A 21,847-nucleotide genomic window follows, 5' to 3' on the forward strand; every position below is an offset into this window, starting at 1 on the left:
GGGAAACCTCCAAGATGCAATTTTTATGTTCGTCCTGTCACGAGCCTGTTGACGAATGCTGTGCAATCTAAAAAGGTGCAATAAAGAAACAGTATATCCACCTTGAACCTGCACCGGAATTTATTGTGCAGATTGGAGCAAATGATGGGGATCAAATCCTTCCTTCTGGCAACGACCGTCGTGACGGGTTTTGTAGCGGCTGCCACTTTTTCCGCGAGTGCGCAGGAGCGGGTGGTCAATATCTATAACTGGTCGGATTATATCGACGACTCCATTCTCAAGGATTTCACCAAGGAAACCGGGATCAAGGTCGTCTACGACGTTTACGACTCCAACGAAATTCTGGAAACCAAGCTTCTAGCCGGTGGCAGCGGCTACGATCTGGTCGTGCCATCGGGGGAGTTCCTTGGCCGTCAGATTCCAGCAGGCGTGTTCCTGAAACTCGACAAGGACAAGCTGCCGAACCTCAAGAACATGTGGGATGAAATTTCGACCCGTGTTGCAACCTACGATCCGGGCAACGAATATTCCGTCAATTACATGTGGGGCACCACCGGCATCGGCTACAATAAGGCCAAGATCAAGGAAGCGCTCGGCACCGATACCATAGATTCCTGGGCTGTGCTTTTCGACCCGGAACAATCGGCCAAGCTGAAAGATTGCGGCATTTATCTGCTCGATTCTGCCAGCGAAATGCTGCGTCCGGCCTTGAACTATCTCGGCCTTGATCCGAATTCGCCGTCACCGGACGATTTGCAGAAGGCTCAGGATCTTTATCTCAAGATCCGCCCGAATATCCGCAAGTTCCACTCGTCGGAATATATCAACGCGCTGGCCAATGGCGATATCTGCATGGCGATCGGCTATTCGGGTGACATTTTCCAGGCACGTGATCGCGCCGAGAAGGCGAAGCAGGGCGTCGAGATCGGCTATTCGATCCCGAAGGAAGGCGCGCTGATCTGGTTCGACCAGATGGCGATCCCGGCAGACGCCAAGCACGTGCCGGAAGCGCTTGAATTCATGAACTATATGATGCGCCCGGAAGTGGCTGCCAAGGCTTCGAACTATGTGTTCTATGCCAATGGCAACAAGGCGTCGCAGGAGTTCATCGACAAGGAAATTCTTGACGATCCGGAAATCTACCCGACTGAAGACGTCATGAAGAAGCTGTTCGTGCCGACGCCTTACGACACCAAGACCCAGCGCGTGGTGACCCGCGCCTGGACCAAGATCGTCACCGGCCAGTAAGAGCCAACATAATATGGGACCGATATGTCCCGCCCGACATCGTGAAGAGCGGCCCACTGTGCAGACGGAGGGCCGCTCTGCGTCTTGTAACAAGTGGGTTTTGCCCGCGGGATCAGGTTCCGGTTAGTTTATAGGGGAACGGAATGGAATCTTTTGGCAGCTTTCGCCGCAAATTTGCGCCCTGGAACGATCCGGCGGCCAAGCCCTTTATTTCTTTTGAGAATGTGACGAAAATATTCGGCGATTTTACCGCCGTCGATGATCTGTCGCTGAATGTTTTCAATCGCGAATTCTTCGCGCTGCTTGGCGCTTCGGGCTGTGGCAAGACCACGCTGATGCGCATGCTGGCAGGCTTTGAGGAGCCTACATCCGGCCGCATCACGCTCGACGGTCAGGATATGCGCGGCATTCCGCCCTATAAGCGCCCCGTCAACATGATGTTCCAATCCTATGCGCTGTTTCCGCATATGACGGTCGAGAATAATATCGCTTTCGGCCTCAAGCAGGACGGCATGGCGAAATCGGAAATCGATGCGCGCGTCGCCGAAATGCTGAAGCTCGTGAAGCTGGAGCAATATGGCAAGCGCAAGCCGCATCAGCTTTCCGGCGGCCAGCGTCAGCGTGTGGCGCTTGCCCGGTCCGTTGCCAAGCGCCCGAAGGTGCTGCTGCTGGACGAACCTCTTGGCGCGCTCGACAAGAAGCTGCGCGAGGAAACCCAGTTCGAATTGATGGATTTGCAGGTCAAGCTCGGTATGACCTTCATGGTCGTGACTCACGATCAGGAAGAAGCCATGACCATGTCCGACCGCATTGCGGTGATGGACAAGGGCCGTATCAAGCAGGTGGCGACGCCGGCGGAAGTCTATGAGGCGCCGGGCTCCAAATTCGTGGCCGACTTTATCGGCAATGTGAATATCATCGAAGGCGAGGTGGTGAAGGCCGCGAATGGCGAGGCGGAAATCGCGACCGAAAAATTCGGTTTTCACATTCAGACCGAAACCCGAGAGGAACTCAATCCGGGCCAGAAGGTCTGGTATGCGGTGCGTCCTGAAAAGACGCGGATCACACGCGAAAAGCCGGACGATGCATCGGTCAATGCGGTAGAAGGCGAACTTTGGGATATTGCCTATTTCGGCGATATGACGGTGTTCCACGTGCGGCTCGACAATGGCCGCACGATCAAGGCCGCAAGCCTCAATGCCGTGCGCAGAACCGAAAATCCGCTGACCTATGACGAGCGCGTCTGGGTTTCTTTCGATACCGATGCCGGTCTGGTGCTGACCGCCTGAGGAGGCCACCATGCAGAAGCTCGTCGCTTCCATTGCCAGCCGTCTCGTCATCGCAGTGCCTTATCTCTGGCTGCTGGTATTCTTTCTGGTCCCGTTCTTCATCGTCTTCAAGATTTCCCTGTCGGAAGTTGCGATGGCGATCCCGGCCTATATGCCGACTTTCGATCTGGCGCAGGGGTTTGCTGCGACTTGGGAGAAAATCAAACAGCTCTCCTTCGACAACTATTTGTGGCTGCTTGACGATCCCCTTTATTACAAGGCCTATCTGTCGAGTGTCCGCATTGCGGCTATCTCCACCGTCCTGACGCTACTCGTGGCCTATCCGATGGCCTATGGCATAGCGCGTGCGCCAACGACGATCCGCCCGACATTGCTGATGCTGGTGATCCTGCCGTTCTGGACGTCGTTTCTGATCCGCGTCTATGCGTGGATCGGCATCCTGAAGCCGGAAGGCCTGCTGAACCAGTTTCTGATGTGGCTCAACATCATCGATACGCCGCTTACTATTCTCAATACCGATACAGCCATCTTCATCGGTATCGTCTATTCCTATCTGCCGTTCATGGTGCTGCCGATTTATTCGTCGCTGGAAAAGATGGATTATTCGCTCATTGAAGCGGCGCAGGATCTGGGTTGCACGCCGTTCGCCGCTTTCTGGAAGATCACATTCCCGTTGTCGCTGGCCGGGGTGCTGGCTGGTAGCTTCCTCGTGTTCATTCCGGCCGTGGGTGAGTTCGTCATTCCGGACCTCCTCGGCGGGTCGCAAACCCTGATGATCGGCAAGACGATCTGGAGCGAGTTCTTCTCCAATCGCGACTGGCCGGTCTCGTCGGCCGTGGCCGTGGTGCTCCTGATCCTGCTGATCGTGCCGATCGTGATCTTCCAGCAGGTGCAGGCGCGTCAGCAGGAAAAGGGGAAATAGGATGCAGAACAACTGGTCCCGCTTTAACATTGCATCGGTGGCTCTGGGCTTTGCCTTCCTTTATCTGCCCATCGTCCTGCTGGTCATCTACTCGTTCAACGAATCCCGGCTGGTCACGGTCTGGGCAGGGTTTTCGACCAAGTGGTATGTCGAACTGTTCCGCAACCAAGCTCTGATGGATGCGGCGTGGGTAACGATCCGCGTCGGCCTTCTGTCTGCAACGATTGCAACTGTTCTGGGCACGCTCGCCGCATTGGCGCTCACACGCTATACGCGCTTTCGCGGACGCATCCTGTTTTCGGGCATGGTCTACGCGCCGCTTGTCATGCCGGATGTCATCACCGGCCTGTCGCTGCTTCTACTCTTCGTGGCGATGAATTTCGACCGCGGCTTCTGGACGGTGACGCTGGCCCACATCACCTTTTCGATGTGTTTCGTGGCAGTCGTGGTGCAGTCGCGTCTGGTGAGCTTTGACCGCTCGTTGGAGGAAGCGGCGATGGATCTTGGCGCGCCGCCGGTCACGACGTTCATGAAGGTAACGCTGCCGGTCATCCTGCCCGCAGTGGTTTCGGGCTGGATGCTTGCATTCACTCTGTCACTCGACGATCTGGTGATTGCGAGCTTTACCTCCGGTCCGGGCGCAACCACGCTGCCGATGAAGATCTACAGCCAGGTGCGCCTTGGCGTGACGCCGGAAATCAATGCGATCTGCACCATCCTGATCGCGCTGGTGACGATCGGCGTCATCATCGCCTCGATTGTCAACAAGCGCCGCGAAGTGCAGCGTCGCCGCGATGAGCAGGCGGCATTCCGTATGGGATAAAACGGGAGTATTTGCCTGTTGGCCTTATCCGGTCAGTAGGCAAACCGTGCGGCGAGAAGCTTGCCCTGTGCCATGGTCGGCACTTCGACATAGCGATGCATCAGCGTTGCAAGGCCGATGCTCAGGATAATGTAGGCGGGTAGCAGTGCTATCAGAGCGACATGCCCGTAAAATACATGCACCAGTGCGAAGAGCACGGTGGCATGAACCAGATAGAGACTATAGGAAATGCGCCCGAGAAACTGTGGCAAGGGCCGCAGCAAGAAGCGGCGTAAGGTATCGCTTGAAGTTGCAAGCACGATGATCCAGACAAGCCCCGCCATCGTGGCCCAGTCTGTGAGATCTCCGAACCAGTTCTTCAGCATGGGCGGCCCGGCTCCATATGTAACCAGCAGGAGAGCCAGGCTATTGATTGCGACAGTCCTTCGGTTGGATAGTCGCCCGTAGAAGCTCTGTATGGCTGACAGGTTCTGCGCCATGAGACTGCCGAGCAGGAAGAAGCTTGCAAAATGCACGGTTATCCACCAGCCGCCAGTGTAGGGATCGGAGCGGAAGGCGTTGGCGAGAACGGAAAGCCCGAAAGCCACAGCAATCGCAGCCGAGGGCCGCAATGTCACGGTGATGACGAAGAGCAGCGGAAATATGATCGATATCCGCATCTCATAAACGAGAGACCAGAATGCCGTATTCACTTCACCATTGGGATAAGAGCCGATGAACAGCACATGCTGTGCGATCATCTGTGGCGTCACCGGTATGGTCCATGTGAGATTGAACCAGTTGCTGAGCTGCTGGATAGGCCCGTTCAGAAACAGGGCGCCAGCAAGCGCGAGCGAGAGTGCGACGAGATAAGGCAAGTATATCCGGCAGGTGCGCCGAACAAGATAGGCTGGATAGGATGGCGCGCGGCGCATGAATGGCAGCGTCAGAACGAAGCCGCTCAACAGGAAAAACAGCAGGACTGCTTCATGCGCAGCAAAAAAGAAACGGAGTGGCGATCGCAGCAGAATGAAAAAATAGGGCCCCATGGCATCATAGGGCCAGATATTCACAAAGTGCCGCAGCAAAACAACAGTCGCCGCCAGTCCGCGCAGCGCATCGAGTTCGGGATAACGTTCTGGCTGGGTATGTGTCGGCACAACCGCGCCCCCCGCACAATCAACTTGGTCTACGCATTGTCCGACGCAAAACCGCACCGCATTTTTGCTGGAAATGCTCCTATGAAAGACGCTGATTTTCGGGGGCACAGGCCAGTCGGTCAATTCGGGTCTTCGGCTGGCTCACATCACCGAAAGGCGTAAAGGGAGGTGGTTTTTGCGCCAGAGCATAATCCGACCGGTGTGAAACGAGGACGATCAAGATTATGCTTCAAATAGAAGAATTTAGAGCGCCGATCTGATTCATTCAGACCGAAACGCGCTCTCAGGAGGGCCGAGGCGTTCTGACCGGCAGGCCGCTTTGATTACTGCCCCGTTCCCATTGAAGACGGAGAAATAAATGGCCGGTCCCACGAGCCGCCGACGAAGAAATTGAGCGGTGGCTTGGCAGGCGGGGTTTCAGCAGGCGGCTGGCTGGCCTGGCCATCGGTGCCGCTTTCCTGCGGTTGTTGCGGCTGGCTGCTGGGAAAGACGACTTCGCCGCTCAGCGCCAGACTGCGATCCACGAAAGGCACGATGCCTGCAAGTGTCAGCGTGCCGTCGGACGTATCAAGGCGGGCATTTTCCAGCGTCGCAACGCCATCGGACAGGTTGGCCTTCACATCCAGACGATTGAATGCCAGCGCGACATTTTCCTTCCGCTCGAGAGCGAAAAAGCGCTGGCTTTGCGCCTTGGTGAGAAAATCCTGCACGGCAAAGCCCTGCATCTGACCATTGTTGAGCTGGATGGAAACATTACCTTGCGCATTGGTCAAAAGGCCGGACCAGCGATTGGCCGGACCTTTCATGAACAGAGAGACATTGCCCTTGCCGCTTATGAAAGGTTTGTCGAAGCCAAGTGCTGTGAAGAACTGCGAACTGTCGATATCCGAGGCGTTGAAGCGCAATTCGCCACTGGCGCTTTTCAGGTCGCGCACGATCTGCACATTGGCTTGCATGATGCCGTTGAAGGCCTTGGCGTCGCCGATATCGAAGATGGCGCGACCACCCCGTATCTGCACCGCAGCGGCCACACCCGTCATATTCACGGGGCCTGCTGTGGCATTCTGTGCCGAAAGCCGCAGATCCACTTCCGCGCGGTCTATGAAGCTCGTGTCGACGACATCGCGGTCGGGATTGTTGCGCTCGTTCGGCGAACGTGCACCGCTATCCGGTAACGGAATGAAGGCTGAAAACAGGCGGCCAAGATCAAGCTTGTCGAAAGCCAGCGTGCCTGTTACCGCAGGCTGATCCTGTTCGAGGCCGATCTCGATCACGCCCTTGGCAGGGCTGTCACTGGCGGTCATTTCCACATCCGCGAACTTCAGCCGTTTCGGCGTTGCTGTGATGGTGGATTCCAGCGAAAACGCACCGATTTCGGCGCTGCCCGCAATTGGCGGGAGACTGAGCCAACGTACCGCGCCGCTCAGCGATGGGGTTTTGGCCGTCAAATCACCTTCGAAAAAGCGGTCCTTGGAAATATTCGCCTTGCCCTGAAATGTGAGGCTTAACGGGTTGGCGGTCAGGCTTGCAGTCACATCCGATGTGCCGCCTGCCAGAAGCGGCAGAGCTTGCGCGGCGGTCAGGCTGAATTGGGAAGTCTCGTTGCGCCATTTGGCGTTGCCTTTCAGCGTCGCGGCGCTCGACGTGCGCGGCCATTCCAGCGTCGCGTTGACATCGGTGATCTGCTCGTCGCTGGTGATTTCCGGCTCGCTGCCCGGACGGTTGAACGCAATCGTCCCGTCGCGAACCACGACGCGGCCGAAGGGTTGCGAGGCTTGCTGTGCTGCCAGCGCATTATCGCCGGAACCGCTTTGCTGCAATGCACGCTGCGCGCGGATGGCGGTGCCGAGACGCCCATTGGAATTGGCGACAGCGTCGAGAAGCTGTGAGAAATTTGAAACGGGTCCGTCGAGGTTTATATGCGGACGGACAATCTGCGTTTCGGAGAACGAGATGTGCCCCATAATGGCATCGAGCGGCGATAGTTCCACATCGATGCGGTCCGCGCTCATGAGCGGTTTCTGACCTTGATCGGTGAGTTTGCTAAGCGTTACACCATTCAAGGATGCGCGCAGAACAGGGAACACTTTCAGACGAGGGGCTTGCCGCAGTTCAACGCTGTAGCCTGTCCAGGCACTGATTTCCTGCGCAACGCGGATACGGATGGCATCGGTAGAGACGATAAAAGGCACCACAGCCAGCAAGGTTGCTGCAGCCGCGGCGCATAGAATGACGAGCGCAATTATGAGGCGCATAAATCGGGGCCAGCGCATCAACCATCCAATCAGTGAGTTCTACCAAGCTTTAAACCAGCAATGGTCCAAAGCAAAGACGCCGGATGCATGACCCGTCATCTGCGGTGGCAGAAGACGGAATCAAATCACCAGTGCTGCTTCTATCCTATGGTTAATCAATTGCTGCACGGAAATTAACCCTGATTTTACAGTCGCTACCAATGTGTAAATTCTGAACGAAGAATTTAAGGCGTCGTTAACCGGCTTTACGCGATAACAAATGCAACACTGAGTGATGATCGAGCCGCCGTTTCCGGTGCTCCGTTGCGGATTGCTTTTGTGTCCTTTGTCTCTGAGATTCTGATAGCGTCGGTTCGTCCGGCGCTTTTTTTTGCTCACGCGAGGCCATAAAAAAACCTCCCGCGACGGGAGGTTTCTTGATTATTGACGATGCAGATCAGTCAGCCAGAACGCGTGTTGGCGGAAAGGCGATCTCAACCACCGTTCCGTGCCCCGGAGTGGAATCGATGGCGAATTGCGCACGATTGGCTTCCACCATGGCTTTTGTCAGAGGTAAACCCAGTCCGGTGCCTTCGCTGCGCCAATCCTTCGCGCTTTCAGCCTTGCGACGTTCCAGCGCGTTGATCTGGCGGAACGGCTTCAGTGCTTGCTCAACCTCGGATTTGGTCATGCCGATGCCCGTATCGCGCACCCGCATCACGACGTCGCCGTTCATCTCGTAGCTTGTCGAAACAATCACCTGACCGCCCGGCGCAGTGAAGCGCACGGCATTGGACAGAAGGTTCAGCGCCACTTGCTTGATCGAACGCGTATCGGCAACAATGTCGGGCAGGTTGGACTGGAAGCTCGAGCGGATAATGACGCGCTCGCGATTGGCCTGCGGCTGCATCAGCGCGATGGCTTCGGCAATGGCATCGTTGAGCGAGACTGCTTCGAATTTCATATCCAGAGCGCCGGCTTCGATCTTCGAAATATCGAGCAGATCGTTGACCAGTGCCAGCACGTGATTGCCGGAACGATTGATGTCGCGCAGGTAGTCCCGGTAGCGGTCATTGCCAATGGGACCGAATTTCTCGTCGGCCATTAGCTCGGAAAAGCCGATGATCGCATTGAGCGGCGTGCGGATTTCGTGGCTGATGCGCGCCAGAAACTCAGTTTTCTGGCTCGAGGCGCGTTCAGCTTCCTTGCGCGCATTGGTCAGCTCTTCCTCGGTGCGCTTCCACTGCGTGATGTCACGCAGAACGGCGCAGAACCCACGCGTATGCGGCAGCTTGCCGATGGTCATGAACAGCGGAATGAACCCGCCCTTGGCTTCGCGACCGATCACTTCGCGCCCATCATTGAGGACACTTAAAACTCCGTTGCCCGAAAGGCCGTGCAGATAGTCCATCGCGGCACGCTGGCTTTCGATGGCAAACAGCATCGAGAAGAACTTGCCTTCCGTCTCGTCGCGTTCGTAGCCGAACAGGGCCGAGGCCGAATGGTTCATAGAACGGATGCGGCCTTCCGGGTCGATAAGGACAACACCGTCCGTCGCCGTGTCGAGAATGGTCTTCAGTTCCTCGACATTATCCGCAAGCGCCTGCTTTTCGTCGTCCGCGTTGATCGCGACTGAGTCTATCGCGACTGGCGCTGTGGTCGGTGTGGCAATGGTCTCAACAGGTGCCGCTACCGGCATCAGGCTCAGCATAAGTGCACGGCCATCGCGCCAGGAAATGGCATTGAGGTGCGCATCGACAGGTTCTTCGCTGCCATTGGCGCGGCGCAGCACCATACCCTGTCGTGATTCACCATCGTCGCTATCGCTGTTGAACAGCACGTCGACGCCACCCGCATCGCGAATATCGTCGAGCGATTCATAGCCGGTGAGGTCGAGCAGGGCCTGATTGACGTAGTGGACGTTGTCACCCGAATGAATAATGACCGGTACCGGCAGATTGGCCAATAGGGCGGTTTCATTCGCATGGGTGGTCTCTCGCATCGAGAATGACGTATTTTCGGTGGCATCTGCACCGATGAGCGACGCTTTCACGTCAGTCTTTTCGACCGGCTGCGGGCGATCCGCAACGACTTCTTCCGGCATTGCATTCACGTCGCTTTCGGCGCGCGAGTTGGCAAGCCCCTGCTTGCGCAGACGGTCGGCGATTTCGCGGAATGCGTTGCGCTCGGTCTTGGTCAGCCCGCCTTCGGGACGCTTTTCATGTTCCCTCTCTTTCAGCATCCGGGCCTGATCCGCAGCGACTTTCTCTTCCGCACAGGCATTCAGCAGGCTGATGACCTTGTCGGAATCGCGGCGTCCGGGTGTCGGTGTAATATCGAGCGGCGGCTTGGGAAGCGTTGCGACAGGGCTGTCGTCATTGGCAACTTCTTCGGTGAATGCCAGAACGTCGTCGTCTTCTGCGGAGACGGCAGTTTCAACCGGCTCGCTGACGGGCTTGCGCGCCTGCGGAATACCGCCTGCAAGCACAAGTCCGATTTCTTCGGGGTCTTTCTCGGCCTCTGCCGGGCGCACCACACCAAAGCCACGGAAACCGATGAACTTCCGGTCGCGGGAATAGACGGGCAGGGCGGCAAGCTCGACCGGCACGCGCAGATCCGTACCTTCGACCGGCCACATCAACCGTTTTCCCGACCATGTATCGCGCTTGTCGAGCAGGGCTGTAATGCTGCCATCCGGATCGAAACCGAAGACATTGGCAACATCGGCAAAGCGCCGTCCGACGACATCAGCCGCATTCGGCCCGATCGTCGCGGCAAGGTCTGGCGATACTTCGCTGAATGCGCCGTCCGGTCCCACTTTCCAGATGAAGCGGGCAGGCGGTGCATCCTGGTCGAATACGAAGCCGCGGGGCTTCGGCTGCTCCGCAGAGGTATCATCCTTAGTCGCTTCGGCTTTCGGGGCCTCCACAGGCTCTGGAAGCATCTCTTCCAGTATCTCTTCGGCTTCCCCCTGCAGAACGACGGGTGCTTGCAATGTCGCGACAGGGGCGTCGCCGATGATGCAGAGAAGATGCATAGGCGGTATGTCGGTCAGCCGTGCAATCGCTCCCGGTACGGAGTGTTTTCCGGCACGGATGCGACGCTTGACGATACGGTCGGTTGCGTCTGCAGCCTCGATAACGAGGTCTTCCAGCGTGGTGGAGGAAATATCGAGTCCGGCGAAACGCGGGCTTGCCGCGATCACCCTGCTGTTCGCATCGATCAGGGCAATATGCGTGCTGTCGTCACTGAGGCCGGAAATGATGGCTTCTGCCTTAGCGTCCTTGCTGTCGGCAGTCAGCAGCAGTCCGGACACTCCGTCTGGAAGCGTGATATGAGAAACGTTGAAACGGGTAAGATCGGAACGCAACCCGCCGCCGAGCCGAACGGAAACGGTTCGGGCCGGACCGTCTGTATCTGCGTTGGACGAAGCAATCTGTCGGCGTGTGGCTATGGGCAAATCGAGACTGCCGCCGATCATGTCTTCCACGCGATCGAAGCCGAAAAGCTTCGCGCCGGGTCCATTGACCCAAAGCACTGCCGACAGGTCGTGCGTCAGCACGAGCTGCGCATCACCCTTTGCAAAGCCTTCGCGGATCGAATCCAGCGCGGCAATATCGATGAAGGGGTATGATCCTGACATACCAGTCCTTACCTGTTCTTTCGACCGCCCGCAGTACTTGTTAACGTCCTGTTAATAAGCCTCTTATGGGCGCGGGTCCACATTGCCATTGGGTATGGGCTGCATTTTCTGTTTCATTAGTTAATGCGGGAAAGGCAATTTTACATGCTCGAACCAATATTCGAGTTGTGCACAGCCGGTCGTGTGTAATGGTTACCAGCCTGTGACCATTATAAGCAGGATTAGATGTTAAATCCCGCAATTGGGAATTTCTCAAAAAAGAGAGCTATAATCACTTGCAATATGGATCGATTCTCCGTATGTGACCCCCTGTCGGCGATGCCAGAGCATCACGCAGCCGACACAAAGGTACGCGGTCGTAGCTCAGTTGGTTAGAGCGCAGGATTGTGGCTCCTGAGGTCGTTGGTTCAACTCCAACCGACCGTACCATTGCCCCCCCAGACACCTGTTGCGAGTTTTAAGAAAAGCGCTGGAGCGCATCCCGAAAAGTGTGAAACGGTTTTCGGATAAGATGCGCGTCAAAACAAACAGTTGAGACGCGTCGATCTGATTCAATCAGGTCGAAACGCGCTCTGGGTGGTTCGCTTTGTTTGGAACCAATGGCCTGTCCTTCCATTAGGTTTATAGCGGCAACTCTTATGTCGCTGAAACGAACAGGAGGATTTGATCCATGAAACAGGTCAACCCGACTGAGGCAAGGCAGGGGCGCGAAGGCAAGCCCGTTCTCGTGGTGTTGCTGGTCAGTATCGCGGCGGCGCTGGTCGTTTGGGTGCTGGTCGAAATCTACGGTGCCGTTATTTCCCCCGATGACAATACCCCGAATGGCGAGAATTCCTTGCCACCCGCTACGACGGAAACGGTTCCGCCAGCATCGGCGCAATAATCCATTCTCGTGATTTGATATCGATGACTGGCTAAGGGTTTTACGAAATAAGCAGGCGCGATGAGTGGTGGCGTTGTGATCACGCGCTCGCGCTCATCGGCACATATCAATATGCCCGCCGCCTGGGCCGCCTCCACAAACTGCCGACGTGCTTTGGCCGCAAGTTCCGCGTGTCCGTCCCAGCTAAGCAGGCAGGCCATGATGAGCGCATCACGATGTTCCGGCCTGAATCTTGGCCAATGACGCAGGAAGAATTGCTCAGCATCTCGCGTATCGCAGATGCTGTAAAAGGTGTCGTAAATATAAACTGCAACCGGACTGGACCATTTCATACTTATTACTTATATAATAGATTAAAATCGAACCGAAATATAAATGTGTTCGTTCTTATCGCAATAGTTTTTCTGTATTTGTTGTTAACAAAGAGGGTGTTTATTTTTGTATACCAAATAATATTCTTGTATAATAATCTAATATTTATGTGAGTGGCTATCGCTGGCACATCTGTCTTTCACGGAACCAAAGCCATTGGACCCCGTTGTGAGACATGGAACAATTCTGGGCTGAATTTACGCATGACAATGTGATTAGTTTGCCGGTGGTTCTGGCGCGGATGCTGCTGGCCACGCTGCTCGGTTCCATCATCGGCCTTGAGCGGGAATGGCGCAGGCGGCCGGCCGGGTTGAAGACCCATATGCTTGTCTGTCTTGCATCCGCTACCTTCACAATCGTTTCGCTGGAACTGGTCAATGTTCCGGTATTCAACGATCAGAATATCCGGATGGATCCTTCGCGGCTCGTGGAAGCGATTACAAGCGGCGTCGCCTTTCTGGCGGCGGGTTTTATCATCTTCGCACGCGGAAAAATAACCGGCATCACGACTGGCGCGGGTATGTGGCTTGCGGCGTCTGTCGGCCTCGCCAGCGGTCTCGGCCTCTGGCACATCGCAGTCATGGCGACGTTTATCGCGGTCACCGTTCTGATCGTGGTGGGAAAGATGGAAAACTCTGTCGGTCCGGACAACAGCAAAGTTGAGGACAAAGCCTCCTGAGCTGTTGCCGGGCCTATCATGTTGCTTGCGTTGACTGATCAGGCTCCGGCAAGCGCTTCGGCGATGTTATCCTTCAAGGCAAGACGCTGTTTGCGCAGGTTTGTTTCTTCTTCCTGGCTCACGGGCGCAATCTTCGTTTCGGCCCGGTGAATGCGGTCATTGATGGAATCATACTCTTCCAGAATGCTCGCAAAATGCGCATCCTTCGCCTTCAGTGCATGAATGGCGTCGAGCTGGCCGGGAAACTCTTCTCCAAGCGTATGGGGGGTATTCGACATTCTGTGGCTCCTTCCTTTGGTTGAAATGAGCTTCGCAAGCCAACGAGCGGACGGCATTGATCGCAATCAAGACGGGCTGAAAGGAGCATGCCGAAACTGCATGGCTGGCATGCAAATGCCGATCTTCTAAGTCGTTGGAGCGATCCCCATTTGATGGTCACGGACCAACAAAGTGTCCGTGATGGAGAGAAAAATGTTTACCCGCTTCAATAATCGTTTCGGTCGTGCATTCGCGCAATTCGGCAGTGCCGTTCGTGCTTCTGCTGCTGTGCGCGCCGGTCAGAGGCCAACTGCCCAGGACCTTGAGACGCTTGGCATCGACGTAGACCAGTTCCGTCGTATTCAGGGTTAAGCAGTTAAGTAAGCGTACGTGTATCTGAGTAAAAAAAAGCCCCGCTTTTGCGGGGCTTTTTTTGTTTAATCCTCATCCGTCGCCATCTGGCTCAGCAATTCACCCTTGCCGCGCTGGCGCATGATCATGGGGACGACGACTGCGGCAATCGCCAGTGCGATCAGCACAATCGATACCCAGGAATGCACCAGAGTCATCGGGTTGCCCTGGCTGATCTGCAGTGCCTGACGCAAGCTTTTCTCGGCCATTGGTCCGAGGATCAGGCCAACGACAACCGGCGCGATAGGATATGAGAAGCGCCGCAGCACATAGCCCAGCACACCAAATGCCAGCAGCAGGCCAAGCTCGAAGGAGACCGGCAGGCCGAAGAGCATCGAGGTGGAGGCATTCGCGCCGATTGTTCCAAGCGTGGCAAAAACCAGAATGCCGGCATAGAGCCAATGACGCGGAATGGTGAGCATCTTCACCCACAAACCGATCAGCGGCAGATTGAGAACCAGCAGCATCAGATTGGCAACGAGAAGGCTCGCAACCAGACCCCAGACCAGCGTGGCATTGGTCACGAACAGGAGAGGGCCGGGCTGCAGGCCGAATTGCTGGAAGCCAGCGAGCATGATTGCTGCGGTTGCCGTGGTTGGCAGGCCAAGCGTCAGAAGTGGCACGAGTGTTCCGGCAGCGGAAGCATTGTTGGCCGCCTCCGGTCCCGCAACGCCTTCGATGGCGCCTTTGCCGAATTCCTCGGGATGTTTCGAGAACTGCCGTTCCGCCGAATAGGAAAGGAAGCTCGACACATCGGCGCCGCCTGCTGGCATGGCTCCGATAGGAAAACCGATGGCGGTGCCGCGTAGCCAAGGCATCCACGAGCGCTTCCAGTCATTCTTCGTCATCCAGACGGAACCCTTGACGGCGATGACTTCGTCTTCCGGTCTGAGCTTCTTCGACACGACCGCCAGCGTTTCGCCGATGGCGAACAGCGCGACCGCCAGTGTCGTGACATTGATGCCATCGAGCAGGTTCGGCGTTCCCATGACAAGGCGTGCCTGACCGGTCAACTGATCGATGCCGACGAGACCAAGCGCCAGACCGATGAACAGGGATGTCAGGCCGCGAAGCGTGGAGTCGCCGAATGCGGCCGAAACCGTCATGAAGGCCAGCAGCATAAGCGCAAAATATTCGGACGGTCCAAAGGACAGGGCGAATTTCACGACCCAGGGCGCAACGAAGGCAAGTGCCAGCGTTGCGATCAGGCCCGCAATGAAGGAGCCGATGGCTGCTGTTGCAAGCGCCGGCCCGCCACGTCCGGCGCGGGCCATTTTGTTACCCTCCAGTGCGGTGACGATGGAGGCGCTTTCTCCCGGCGTATTCAGCAGAATCGACGTGGTCGAGCCGCCATACATGCCGCCGTAATAGATGCCCGCGAACATAATGAGCGAGCCGGATGGGTCCAGCTTGTAGGTAACGGGCAGAAGGAGCGCGACGGTGAGTGCCGGGCCGATGCCGGGCAAAACACCAACGGCTGTGCCGAGTGTGACGCCGATCAGCGCATAAAGAAGATTCGATGGTTCAAGCGCCACCAGAAGTCCGTTGGCGAGAAGTGCGACAGTATCCATGAAAGCGCTCCGTCTCTAAACGAATTGTTCGAGCCAGCCGGACGGCAGCGATAGCTGCAGGCCGCGCGCAAAGATGAACCAGATCACGAAGGCGAAGACGATGCCGACGGGAACGCTGATCCAGAATTTGCGATAGCCGAAGCCGCGCGCGGTTGCTGCGAAAAGCAGGCCGGTGGACAGGGAAAAGCCGACAGTCTTCATCGTTAGCATCTGGATGGCCAGACCGCCGATGATCCATGCCATAGGGGCGATTTCCTGATGCTCACGCTCGGGAAAGTCGCCGCGAAGCGCCTCGAACACGGTCCAGACGGCAAGGCCGAACAATCCGGCTGCGACGACATAGGGAACGGTTTTCGGACCAACCGGTGAGTAGCTCGTCACGTCGTTGCCGTAGGTCGTTGACCAGGCAATAGCAATGGCGACGGCAGCAAGAACGAGTGCGATGACAAGAGCGGCGAAATCTGGCGCCGCCCCTTCCGGGCGGCGCTTTTCCTGCGGTTGTGATCCTGTCATTTGACGAGGCCGATTTCCTTGAGGATGGTCTCAGTCGCGGCGACGTCCTTGGCAAGCTGCTCCTTGAACGCCGGACCGGCAAGATAGGTGTCCGCCCAGCCTTTATCCTTGAGGGCCTTCTGCCAGGATTCCGACTTCACCATTTTCTCGATATCGGCATTGATGGCAGCTTCCTGTTCGGCAGTGATGCCGGGAGCCGCACCCACCATGCGCCAGTTCTGAATCGAAACATCTACGCCGCCTTCCTTGAAGGTCGGTGCGTCGATGCCTTCCACGCGCTCGTCGCTCGAAATGCCGATGATACGCAGCGTACCGGCCTTGATCTGGGGTTCGAATTCGCCGTAGCCGGAAATGCCGACGGTCACCTGATTGCCGAGAATAGCCGCCAGTGCTTCGCCGCCGCCGGAGAAGGCGATGTAATTGACCTTGGTCGGGTCGACCCCTGCTGCCTTGGCAAAGAGGCCCGCGGTGATGTGATCGGTGCCGCCAGCGGAGCCGCCGCCCCAGGAAACAGAGCCCGGATCGGCTTTCAGCTTTGCTGCAAGATCGCCAAGGTTCTGGATATCGGAAGCAGCGGGTACGACGATGGCTTCATATTCGCCGGTAAGACGAGCGATCGGTGTGATGGCATCGAGTGTGACCGGCGACTTGTTGGTCAGGATAGCACCGACCATGACATAGCCGCCAACGATGAGCTGGCTTGGATCGCCCTTGTTCTGGTTCACGAACTGCGCGAGACCGATGGTGCCGCCTGCGCCCGGAACGTTGATGACCTGCACGCTGCCGGAAATCTTCTCGTCCTGAAGCGCGCTCTGCATCGTGCGCGCCGTCTGGTCCCAGCCGCCGCCAGGAGCGGCAGGCGCCAGCACTTTGTAGTCTTCCGCTGAAGCAGAACCTGCCATAGCCAACGCCGCTACCGACGTCAGGGCCAGAATAAATCTACGCATATGTCCTCCCAAATGGAATGTGTGCCGCCCTCCGGCGGACCTCCCCAAGTCCCGCTCCTCTAGCGGGAGCAAACTACATGGAGATTAGCGAAAACAAATTCAATAGGCCAGCACATGCGACAATAGTTTGGCCGCAATTTAAGGAACTGGCTTTCGAATCGCTTGAAAATAGCATGCCGAAATAGCGGGCGAGATGCGCTTGACGGCGACGATACGCCGACGTAATAGTGTAACGACGGTTCCCCGACCGAGAGCGAAGGGGATTAATAGGGAACACGGTGAGGACGACCCGAAAAGGGGCCAAGACCGTGGCTGCCCCCGCAACTGTAAGCGGATTGCCGTTCATCCTCGTGACGTTCAAAGCGTCATGCCACTGTGCCGGAGAAGCGCGGGAAGGCAGATGAACAGCAGATATTCGTGAGCCAGGAGACCTGCCGTCTAGTGTTGTCCATTGTCACGGGCGGGGATGCCCGGAGCAGGAGCCGGTTATGACAGATTTCCGCGTCGTAGGACGCATTCTTCCATCGTCATCGCATGATTTCGACATGTCCCCGGATATGCCTGTCCGTTTTCTGTGCCGGATTTTATCCGCCGTCTGACAGGGCGTCTTTCTCTCATTATTTCGGGGACTTTCATGAATATTCTCGGCAAGATGCCGTTTCGCGCCGCCTTTTGCGTGGCTGCATTTTTTCTCGCAGGCGGGGTATCCGCACAGGCAGCGGAAACGCAATATCCGCTGACGCTGAAGAATTGCGGTCGCGACGTCATGTTCAAACAGGCACCCGCCCGCGCTGTTGCAGTTGGCCAGAGCAGCACAGAAATTCTTTATAGTCTTGGGCTTGGCAACAAGGTTGTCGGCACGGCCGTGTGGTTCGGGCCTGTTCTCAAAGGCTTTGAAGAGGTGAATGCCAAGGTAAAGCGGCTCGCGGATAACGATCCGAGCTTCGAAAGCGTTCTGGCGCAGAAGCCGGATATCGTGACGGCGGATTTCCAATGGCATGTCGGTCCGACGGGCATCGTGGCCAAGCCTGAACAGTTCGAGGAACTGGGCATCCCGGCTTATACATCGCCATCCGATTGCGTCGGCAAGGACAATTCCGGCGGCGGTGACGGCATTCGCACGGCGGCGTTCAAGATGGATGTCGTCTATCAGGAAATCACCGAACTGGCAGAAATCTTCAATGTGCAGGACCGTGGCGAGAAACTCGTTGCCGACCTGAAAGCCCGTGAAGCTGCGGCACGCGAAAAGGTTGGGTCTGCTGGTAGCACGCTGTCCGCCGTCGTCTGGTTCTCCAGCACGCAGGTCGACGCCGATCCTTACGTCGCGGGCAAGTTCGGCGCGCCCGCCTATATTCTTTCGGCGCTCGGCATCAAGAATGTGATCGATAGCGAAGAAGAATGGCCGACGGTCGGATGGGAAACGATTGCAAAATCCAACCCTTCCATGATCGTTGCTGCAAAACTGGATCGCCGTCGCTATCCGGCAGATGACATTGCCGTCAAGCACCAGTTCCTGGAGAACGATGCGGTCACGAAGCTGATGCCTTCGGTTAAGGGCAAATATGTCTTCGACATGGATGCGCAATCGATGAGCACGTCGCTTCGCGTGATCGAAGGCATCGAAACGCTTGCCGCCGACATTGCCGCCTCGGACCTGAACAAGTGACGGCGCGGGTAGCGACAACAGGCTTCAAACAGAAGGGAAGGGCACGCTCCGGCGTGTTCTTTCTGGCCTTTTCGCTTGTCTTGCTTCTTCTGGCCCTTTGGCTCGGAGCCGCAATAGGCGAAACGGCAATACCGCTCGACGTGGTCGCGAAGACCGTGGCCAACCGGGTGTGGAATGCCGGATATCCGCTCGAACCCATCGATGAAGGGATCGTCTGGAGTTATCGCCTCAGCCGCGCGGTCATCGCTGCATGTTGCGGCGCGTCGCTTGCAATATCCGGGGTCATTCTGCAGTCGCTGCTTCGAAACTCGCTCGCTGATCCTTATATTCTGGGCATTTCCGCTGGCGCCTCGACCGGGGCTGTCAGCGTTGCCATCCTTGGCATCGGTGCTGGCGTGCTGACGCTATCGCTCGGTGCGTTCATTGGCGCCATCGTTGCTTTCTGCCTCGTGTCCTTGCTGGCACTGCGGGCGGGGCGCGGCAGCAGCGCGATCATCCTTGCAGGCATTGCCGGTTCGCAGCTTTTTAATGCCTTAACTTCGTTCATCGTCACCAAGGCTGCAAATGCCGAGCAGGCACGCGGCATCATGTTCTGGTTGCTGGGCAATCTTTCCGGTGTGCGGTGGCCGGATGTCACGCTCGCTCTGCCAGCCTGCCTGATCGGTCTTGCCATCTGCCTGTGGCATGCGCGTGCGCTTGATGCTTTCACCTTCGGAACGGAATCCGCCGCTTCGCTCGGCATACCGGTGCGTCGCGTTTATGGGGTGCTGATCGGTGTCAGCGCCATGATGACGGCGGTGATGGTTTCCATCGTCGGCTCTGTCGGCTTTATCGGGCTTGTCATTCCCCATGCGGCGCGAATGGTGGTCGGGGTCCGTCATGGCAGGTTGTTGCCAGCGGCAGCACTTATTGGAGCAATCTTCATGATCGTCGCCGATATCCTGTCGCGCATCATCATTCCGGGGCAGGTTTTGCCGATCGGTGTCATCACGGCTTTGTTCGGTGCGCCGGCCTTCGCCTTGTTGCTTGGACAAAGGAGGGCTTCGTCATGATCCTCTCAGCACGCAATGTCGGTTGGTCGGCAGGCAATGTCGAGATTTTGCATGATGTTTCGCTGGAAGTGACGGAGGGCGAGTTTCTCGGCATCATTGGCCCGAACGGCTCGGGAAAGACCAGTTTTCTGTCTTTGCTTTCCGGTGTTCGTCGATGCCGTGTGGGCGAAGTCAGCCTGTGCGGAGCGTCTATCGACAGTTTCAGCCGTCGAGAGATTGCACGGCAACTGGCGCTGGTCGAGCAACAGGCAGGAACGACGGAGCGCATTACGGCGCGTCAGGCGGTAGAGCTTGGGCGGACGCCCTATCTCGGCGCGCTGTCGCCGTGGTCGGCGGAAGATGATGCAATCGTTGACCAGGCGCTGGCCAATGTCGACATGGCGCATTTGGCAGACCGCTACTGGCACACGCTCTCTGGCGGAGAGCGGCAGCGTCTGCATATAGCGCGCGCCTTGGCGCAGGAACCACAGATACTGCTTCTGGACGAACCGACCAACCATCTCGATATTGGGCATCAGATCGGGCTGCTCGATCTTGTCAGCCGCCAGAAGCTCACGGTCGTGGCCGCCTTGCACGACCTGAACCATGCCGCAATGTTTTGTGACCGTATTGCCGTGATGGACAAGGGCAAACTCGTTGCGCTCGGTACGCCGCGCGATGTCTTGCGAGCGGAGCGCATCGCCGAAGTCTTCGGCGTAGAAGTCGACGTCGAATATCACGGTATCGATGACTGCCATATTCGTTATCGTGCACCGAGCCACCGTTCATTGGAACTTAGACACTCCGCCTGACTGGGACGTGTTATCGGCCCGCCGCAAGTCACTGTTACGGTTGATGCACATATTCTAATCAACGGGAAATAAATAGGATTATGAAGTAGGTATTGCTAATATAATTTCTTGGGTTATTCGGGTAACATCATGAAAGATTGTAGTTTTTACTGGTTTTCATCACAGTAATTTGACCCGTTTTGTTGACAATCTGTTTCCATCGCGTTGACGATTGGATTATAAAGGTTGTGCACATCAGGACATGTACCCATATGCGAGGCGTCGGCCTTACTTATCGAGCGCATGGCTGAAGGACAGAAGAGATCAGTCTTTGATTTGTTCCGTCATTCACTGTCCGGATATGTGGATCGCTTCGATTTTCGGTCGGAGAGATCCGTTTTGAATGAAGAAAGATTATTGGCATGCCCGTTTTACGGCGGTTGTTAAATCAACGGAGCATGCGGCGAATTTAGTTTCTCAATGAATTAATATACTTAATTATAGAGAGCGGCGGCTTTTCGTTTTGGAAAGCCGCCGTTATTTTTTAAGGGTATTGCGCACCGGTCACGGTGAGATAGACCGCATATAGCGATTTCGTGGCCGTGATGAACAAGCGGTTGCGGCGAGGGCCGCCGAAGGTCACATTGGCGGCCGTTTGCGGCGTCTTGATTTTACCGAGGAGTGTGCCTTCCGGCGAGAAGCAGTGCACGCCATCGCCTGCGCTGGTCCACAGATTGCCGTCCGTATCGAAGCGGAAGCCGTCCGGCAGGCCGTTGTCGATGGTGCAGAATATAGCGCCGCCCGTCACGCGCTTGCCGCCATCCACAACGTCAAAGACGCGGATATGGCGCGGTGCGCTCTCGTCGTGGCTATAGGCGCTGTCGGCGACATAGAGCCTGGTTTCGTCTGGCGAGAAGGCAAGCCCGTTCGGCTGGTGGAAATCCGTGACAACGGCATCGATTTCGCCTGTCTTCGGGTCGAGGCGATAGACATTGCGCGACGGCTGTTCCGGGTCGGCCTTGTAGCCTTCATAATCCGCCAGAATGCCGTAGGTCGGATCGGTGAACCACACCGTTCCATCCGAGCGCACGATGACGTCATTCGGCGCATTCAGCTTTTTGCCCTGATAGCTGTCGGCCAGCACGGTGATGCTGCCATCCGCTTCCGTGCGGGTGACGCGACGGCCGCCATGCTCGCAGGTGACGAGGCGTCCTTCGCGGTCGCGCGTATTGCCGTTGGAGAAATTGGACGGGTTGCGGAATACCGAAACGCCGCCGCCAACCTCGCCTTCCGGTACCCAGCGCAGGATGCGCTGGTTCGGGATATCGCTCCACAGAAGGCAGTTCAGGTCATTGAACCAGACCGGGCCTTCCGCCCAGCGGCAGCCGCTATAAAGTTCGTCCAGATCGGCGCTCGGCACGATCATC

At 56.8% G+C, this 21,847-nt stretch carries 19 protein-coding genes, 1 tRNA gene and 1 riboswitch; of the genes, 11 read left to right on the top strand and 9 right to left on the bottom strand.

Features of this window, described 5'->3' with window-relative positions; genetic code table 11:
• Positions 1–144: 144 nt before the first annotated feature.
• The 4 genes from FIB18_RS00620 to FIB18_RS00635 all read left to right on the top strand — a co-directional run bounded on the left by FIB18_RS00620 (position 145) and on the right by FIB18_RS00635 (position 4,282).
• Positions 145–1,248, top strand: a complete 1,104-nt coding sequence (locus tag FIB18_RS00620) for a polyamine ABC transporter substrate-binding protein (protein WP_140018907.1) — start codon at positions 145–147, stop codon at positions 1,246–1,248.
• Between the two features lie 143 nt (positions 1,249–1,391).
• Positions 1,392–2,537 carry an ABC transporter ATP-binding protein gene (locus FIB18_RS00625; protein WP_140018908.1) on the top strand — a complete coding sequence of 382 codons (1,146 nt, stop codon included), beginning with the start codon at positions 1,392–1,394 and terminating at the stop codon, positions 2,535–2,537.
• A gap of 10 nt (positions 2,538–2,547) precedes the next feature.
• Positions 2,548–3,459 carry an ABC transporter permease subunit gene (locus FIB18_RS00630; RefSeq protein ID WP_140018909.1) on the top strand — a complete coding sequence of 304 codons (912 nt, stop codon included), beginning with the start codon at positions 2,548–2,550 and terminating at the stop codon, positions 3,457–3,459.
• 1 nt (position 3,460) lies between these two features.
• Positions 3,461–4,282 carry an ABC transporter permease gene (locus FIB18_RS00635; protein ID WP_140018910.1) on the top strand — a complete coding sequence of 274 codons (822 nt, stop codon included), beginning with the start codon at positions 3,461–3,463 and terminating at the stop codon, positions 4,280–4,282.
• Between the two features lie 32 nt (positions 4,283–4,314).
• Here the strand turns inward: FIB18_RS00635 and FIB18_RS00640 are convergent, their stop codons facing one another.
• From FIB18_RS00640 to pdhS, 3 genes are all read right to left on the bottom strand, one after another.
• Entirely contained in the window at positions 4,315–5,421 is a 1,107-nt protein-coding gene (locus FIB18_RS00640; protein ID WP_140018911.1) for an acyltransferase family protein, read from the bottom strand.
• A gap of 323 nt (positions 5,422–5,744) precedes the next feature.
• On the bottom strand, positions 5,745–7,694 hold the full coding sequence (locus FIB18_RS00645) for an AsmA family protein (RefSeq protein ID WP_140018912.1): 1,950 nt from the start codon (positions 7,692–7,694) through the stop codon (positions 5,745–5,747).
• Between the two features lie 418 nt (positions 7,695–8,112).
• A complete protein-coding gene (gene pdhS / locus FIB18_RS00650; RefSeq protein WP_140018913.1) occupies positions 8,113–11,298 on the bottom strand; it encodes a cell-division control histidine kinase PdhS in 3,186 nt (1,061 codons plus the stop codon).
• A gap of 352 nt (positions 11,299–11,650) precedes the next feature.
• On the opposite strand from pdhS, the gene FIB18_RS00655 reads away from it, so the two are divergent.
• Positions 11,651–11,727: transfer RNA gene (locus tag FIB18_RS00655), tRNA-His, on the top strand.
• A gap of 241 nt (positions 11,728–11,968) precedes the next feature.
• On the top strand, positions 11,969–12,181 hold the full coding sequence (locus FIB18_RS00660) for a hypothetical protein (RefSeq protein WP_140018914.1): 213 nt from the start codon (positions 11,969–11,971) through the stop codon (positions 12,179–12,181).
• On the opposite strand, the gene FIB18_RS25430 is transcribed toward FIB18_RS00660, so the two are convergent.
• Entirely contained in the window at positions 12,082–12,513 is a 432-nt protein-coding gene (locus FIB18_RS25430) for a DUF982 domain-containing protein (protein WP_140018915.1), read from the bottom strand. The genes FIB18_RS00660 and FIB18_RS25430 overlap by 100 nt on opposite strands.
• Before the next feature lie 215 nt (positions 12,514–12,728).
• Between FIB18_RS25430 and FIB18_RS00670 the strand changes: the two genes are divergently transcribed.
• A complete protein-coding gene (locus FIB18_RS00670; RefSeq protein WP_140018916.1) occupies positions 12,729–13,232 on the top strand; it encodes an MgtC/SapB family protein in 504 nt (167 codons plus the stop codon).
• A gap of 38 nt (positions 13,233–13,270) precedes the next feature.
• Here the strand turns inward: FIB18_RS00670 and FIB18_RS00675 are convergent, their stop codons facing one another.
• The gene (locus FIB18_RS00675) at positions 13,271–13,510 is read right to left on the bottom strand and encodes a YdcH family protein (protein WP_140018917.1); all 240 of its coding nucleotides are present in this window, start codon (positions 13,508–13,510) and stop codon (positions 13,271–13,273) included.
• 193 nt (positions 13,511–13,703) lie between these two features.
• Here FIB18_RS00675 and FIB18_RS24915 point away from each other — a divergent pair, with 193 nt between their 5' ends.
• Positions 13,704–13,862 (top strand): hypothetical protein, encoded by a 159-nt coding sequence (locus FIB18_RS24915; protein ID WP_168436736.1) that lies wholly within the window; start codon positions 13,704–13,706, stop codon positions 13,860–13,862.
• A gap of 65 nt (positions 13,863–13,927) precedes the next feature.
• Here the strand turns inward: FIB18_RS24915 and FIB18_RS00680 are convergent, their stop codons facing one another.
• Genes FIB18_RS00680 through FIB18_RS00690 form a run of 3 tightly spaced genes read right to left on the bottom strand, consistent with a single transcriptional unit; the run spans position 13,928 to position 16,932 of the window.
• Positions 13,928–15,472, bottom strand: a complete 1,545-nt coding sequence (locus FIB18_RS00680; protein WP_140018918.1) for a tripartite tricarboxylate transporter permease — start codon at positions 15,470–15,472, stop codon at positions 13,928–13,930.
• A 15-nt stretch (positions 15,473–15,487) separates the two neighbouring features.
• Positions 15,488–15,985, bottom strand: a complete 498-nt coding sequence (locus tag FIB18_RS00685) for a tripartite tricarboxylate transporter TctB family protein (protein WP_140018919.1) — start codon at positions 15,983–15,985, stop codon at positions 15,488–15,490.
• On the bottom strand, positions 15,982–16,932 hold the full coding sequence (locus FIB18_RS00690) for a Bug family tripartite tricarboxylate transporter substrate binding protein (protein ID WP_140018920.1): 951 nt from the start codon (positions 16,930–16,932) through the stop codon (positions 15,982–15,984). Before FIB18_RS00690 ends, FIB18_RS00685 begins: the two co-directional genes overlap by 4 nt.
• 219 nt (positions 16,933–17,151) lie before the next feature.
• Positions 17,152–17,385, top strand: a riboswitch (cobalamin riboswitch).
• Between the two features lie 181 nt (positions 17,386–17,566).
• On the opposite strand from FIB18_RS00690, the gene FIB18_RS00695 reads away from it, so the two are divergent.
• The 3 genes from FIB18_RS00695 to FIB18_RS00705 are packed head-to-tail and all read left to right on the top strand — an operon-like array spanning position 17,567 to position 20,441.
• On the top strand, positions 17,567–18,598 hold the full coding sequence (locus FIB18_RS00695) for an ABC transporter substrate-binding protein (protein WP_140018921.1): 1,032 nt from the start codon (positions 17,567–17,569) through the stop codon (positions 18,596–18,598).
• Complete coding sequence (locus FIB18_RS00700; RefSeq protein WP_140018922.1) at positions 18,595–19,650, top strand: FecCD family ABC transporter permease; 1,056 nt, start codon at positions 18,595–18,597, stop codon at positions 19,648–19,650. The genes FIB18_RS00695 and FIB18_RS00700 overlap by 4 nt, the downstream gene beginning before the upstream one ends.
• Entirely contained in the window at positions 19,647–20,441 is a 795-nt protein-coding gene (locus FIB18_RS00705) for an ABC transporter ATP-binding protein (protein WP_140018923.1), read from the top strand. The genes FIB18_RS00700 and FIB18_RS00705 overlap by 4 nt, the downstream gene beginning before the upstream one ends.
• A gap of 523 nt (positions 20,442–20,964) precedes the next feature.
• Here FIB18_RS00705 and FIB18_RS00710 read toward each other — a convergent pair.
• Complete coding sequence (locus FIB18_RS00710) at positions 20,965–21,846, bottom strand: SMP-30/gluconolactonase/LRE family protein (protein ID WP_140019376.1); 882 nt, start codon at positions 21,844–21,846, stop codon at positions 20,965–20,967.
• Position 21,847 lies beyond the last annotated feature (1 nt).

It is taken from the genome of Brucella pecoris (genome assembly GCF_006376675.1).
Taxonomy (GTDB): Bacteria; Pseudomonadota; Alphaproteobacteria; order Rhizobiales; family Rhizobiaceae; genus Brucella; species Brucella pecoris.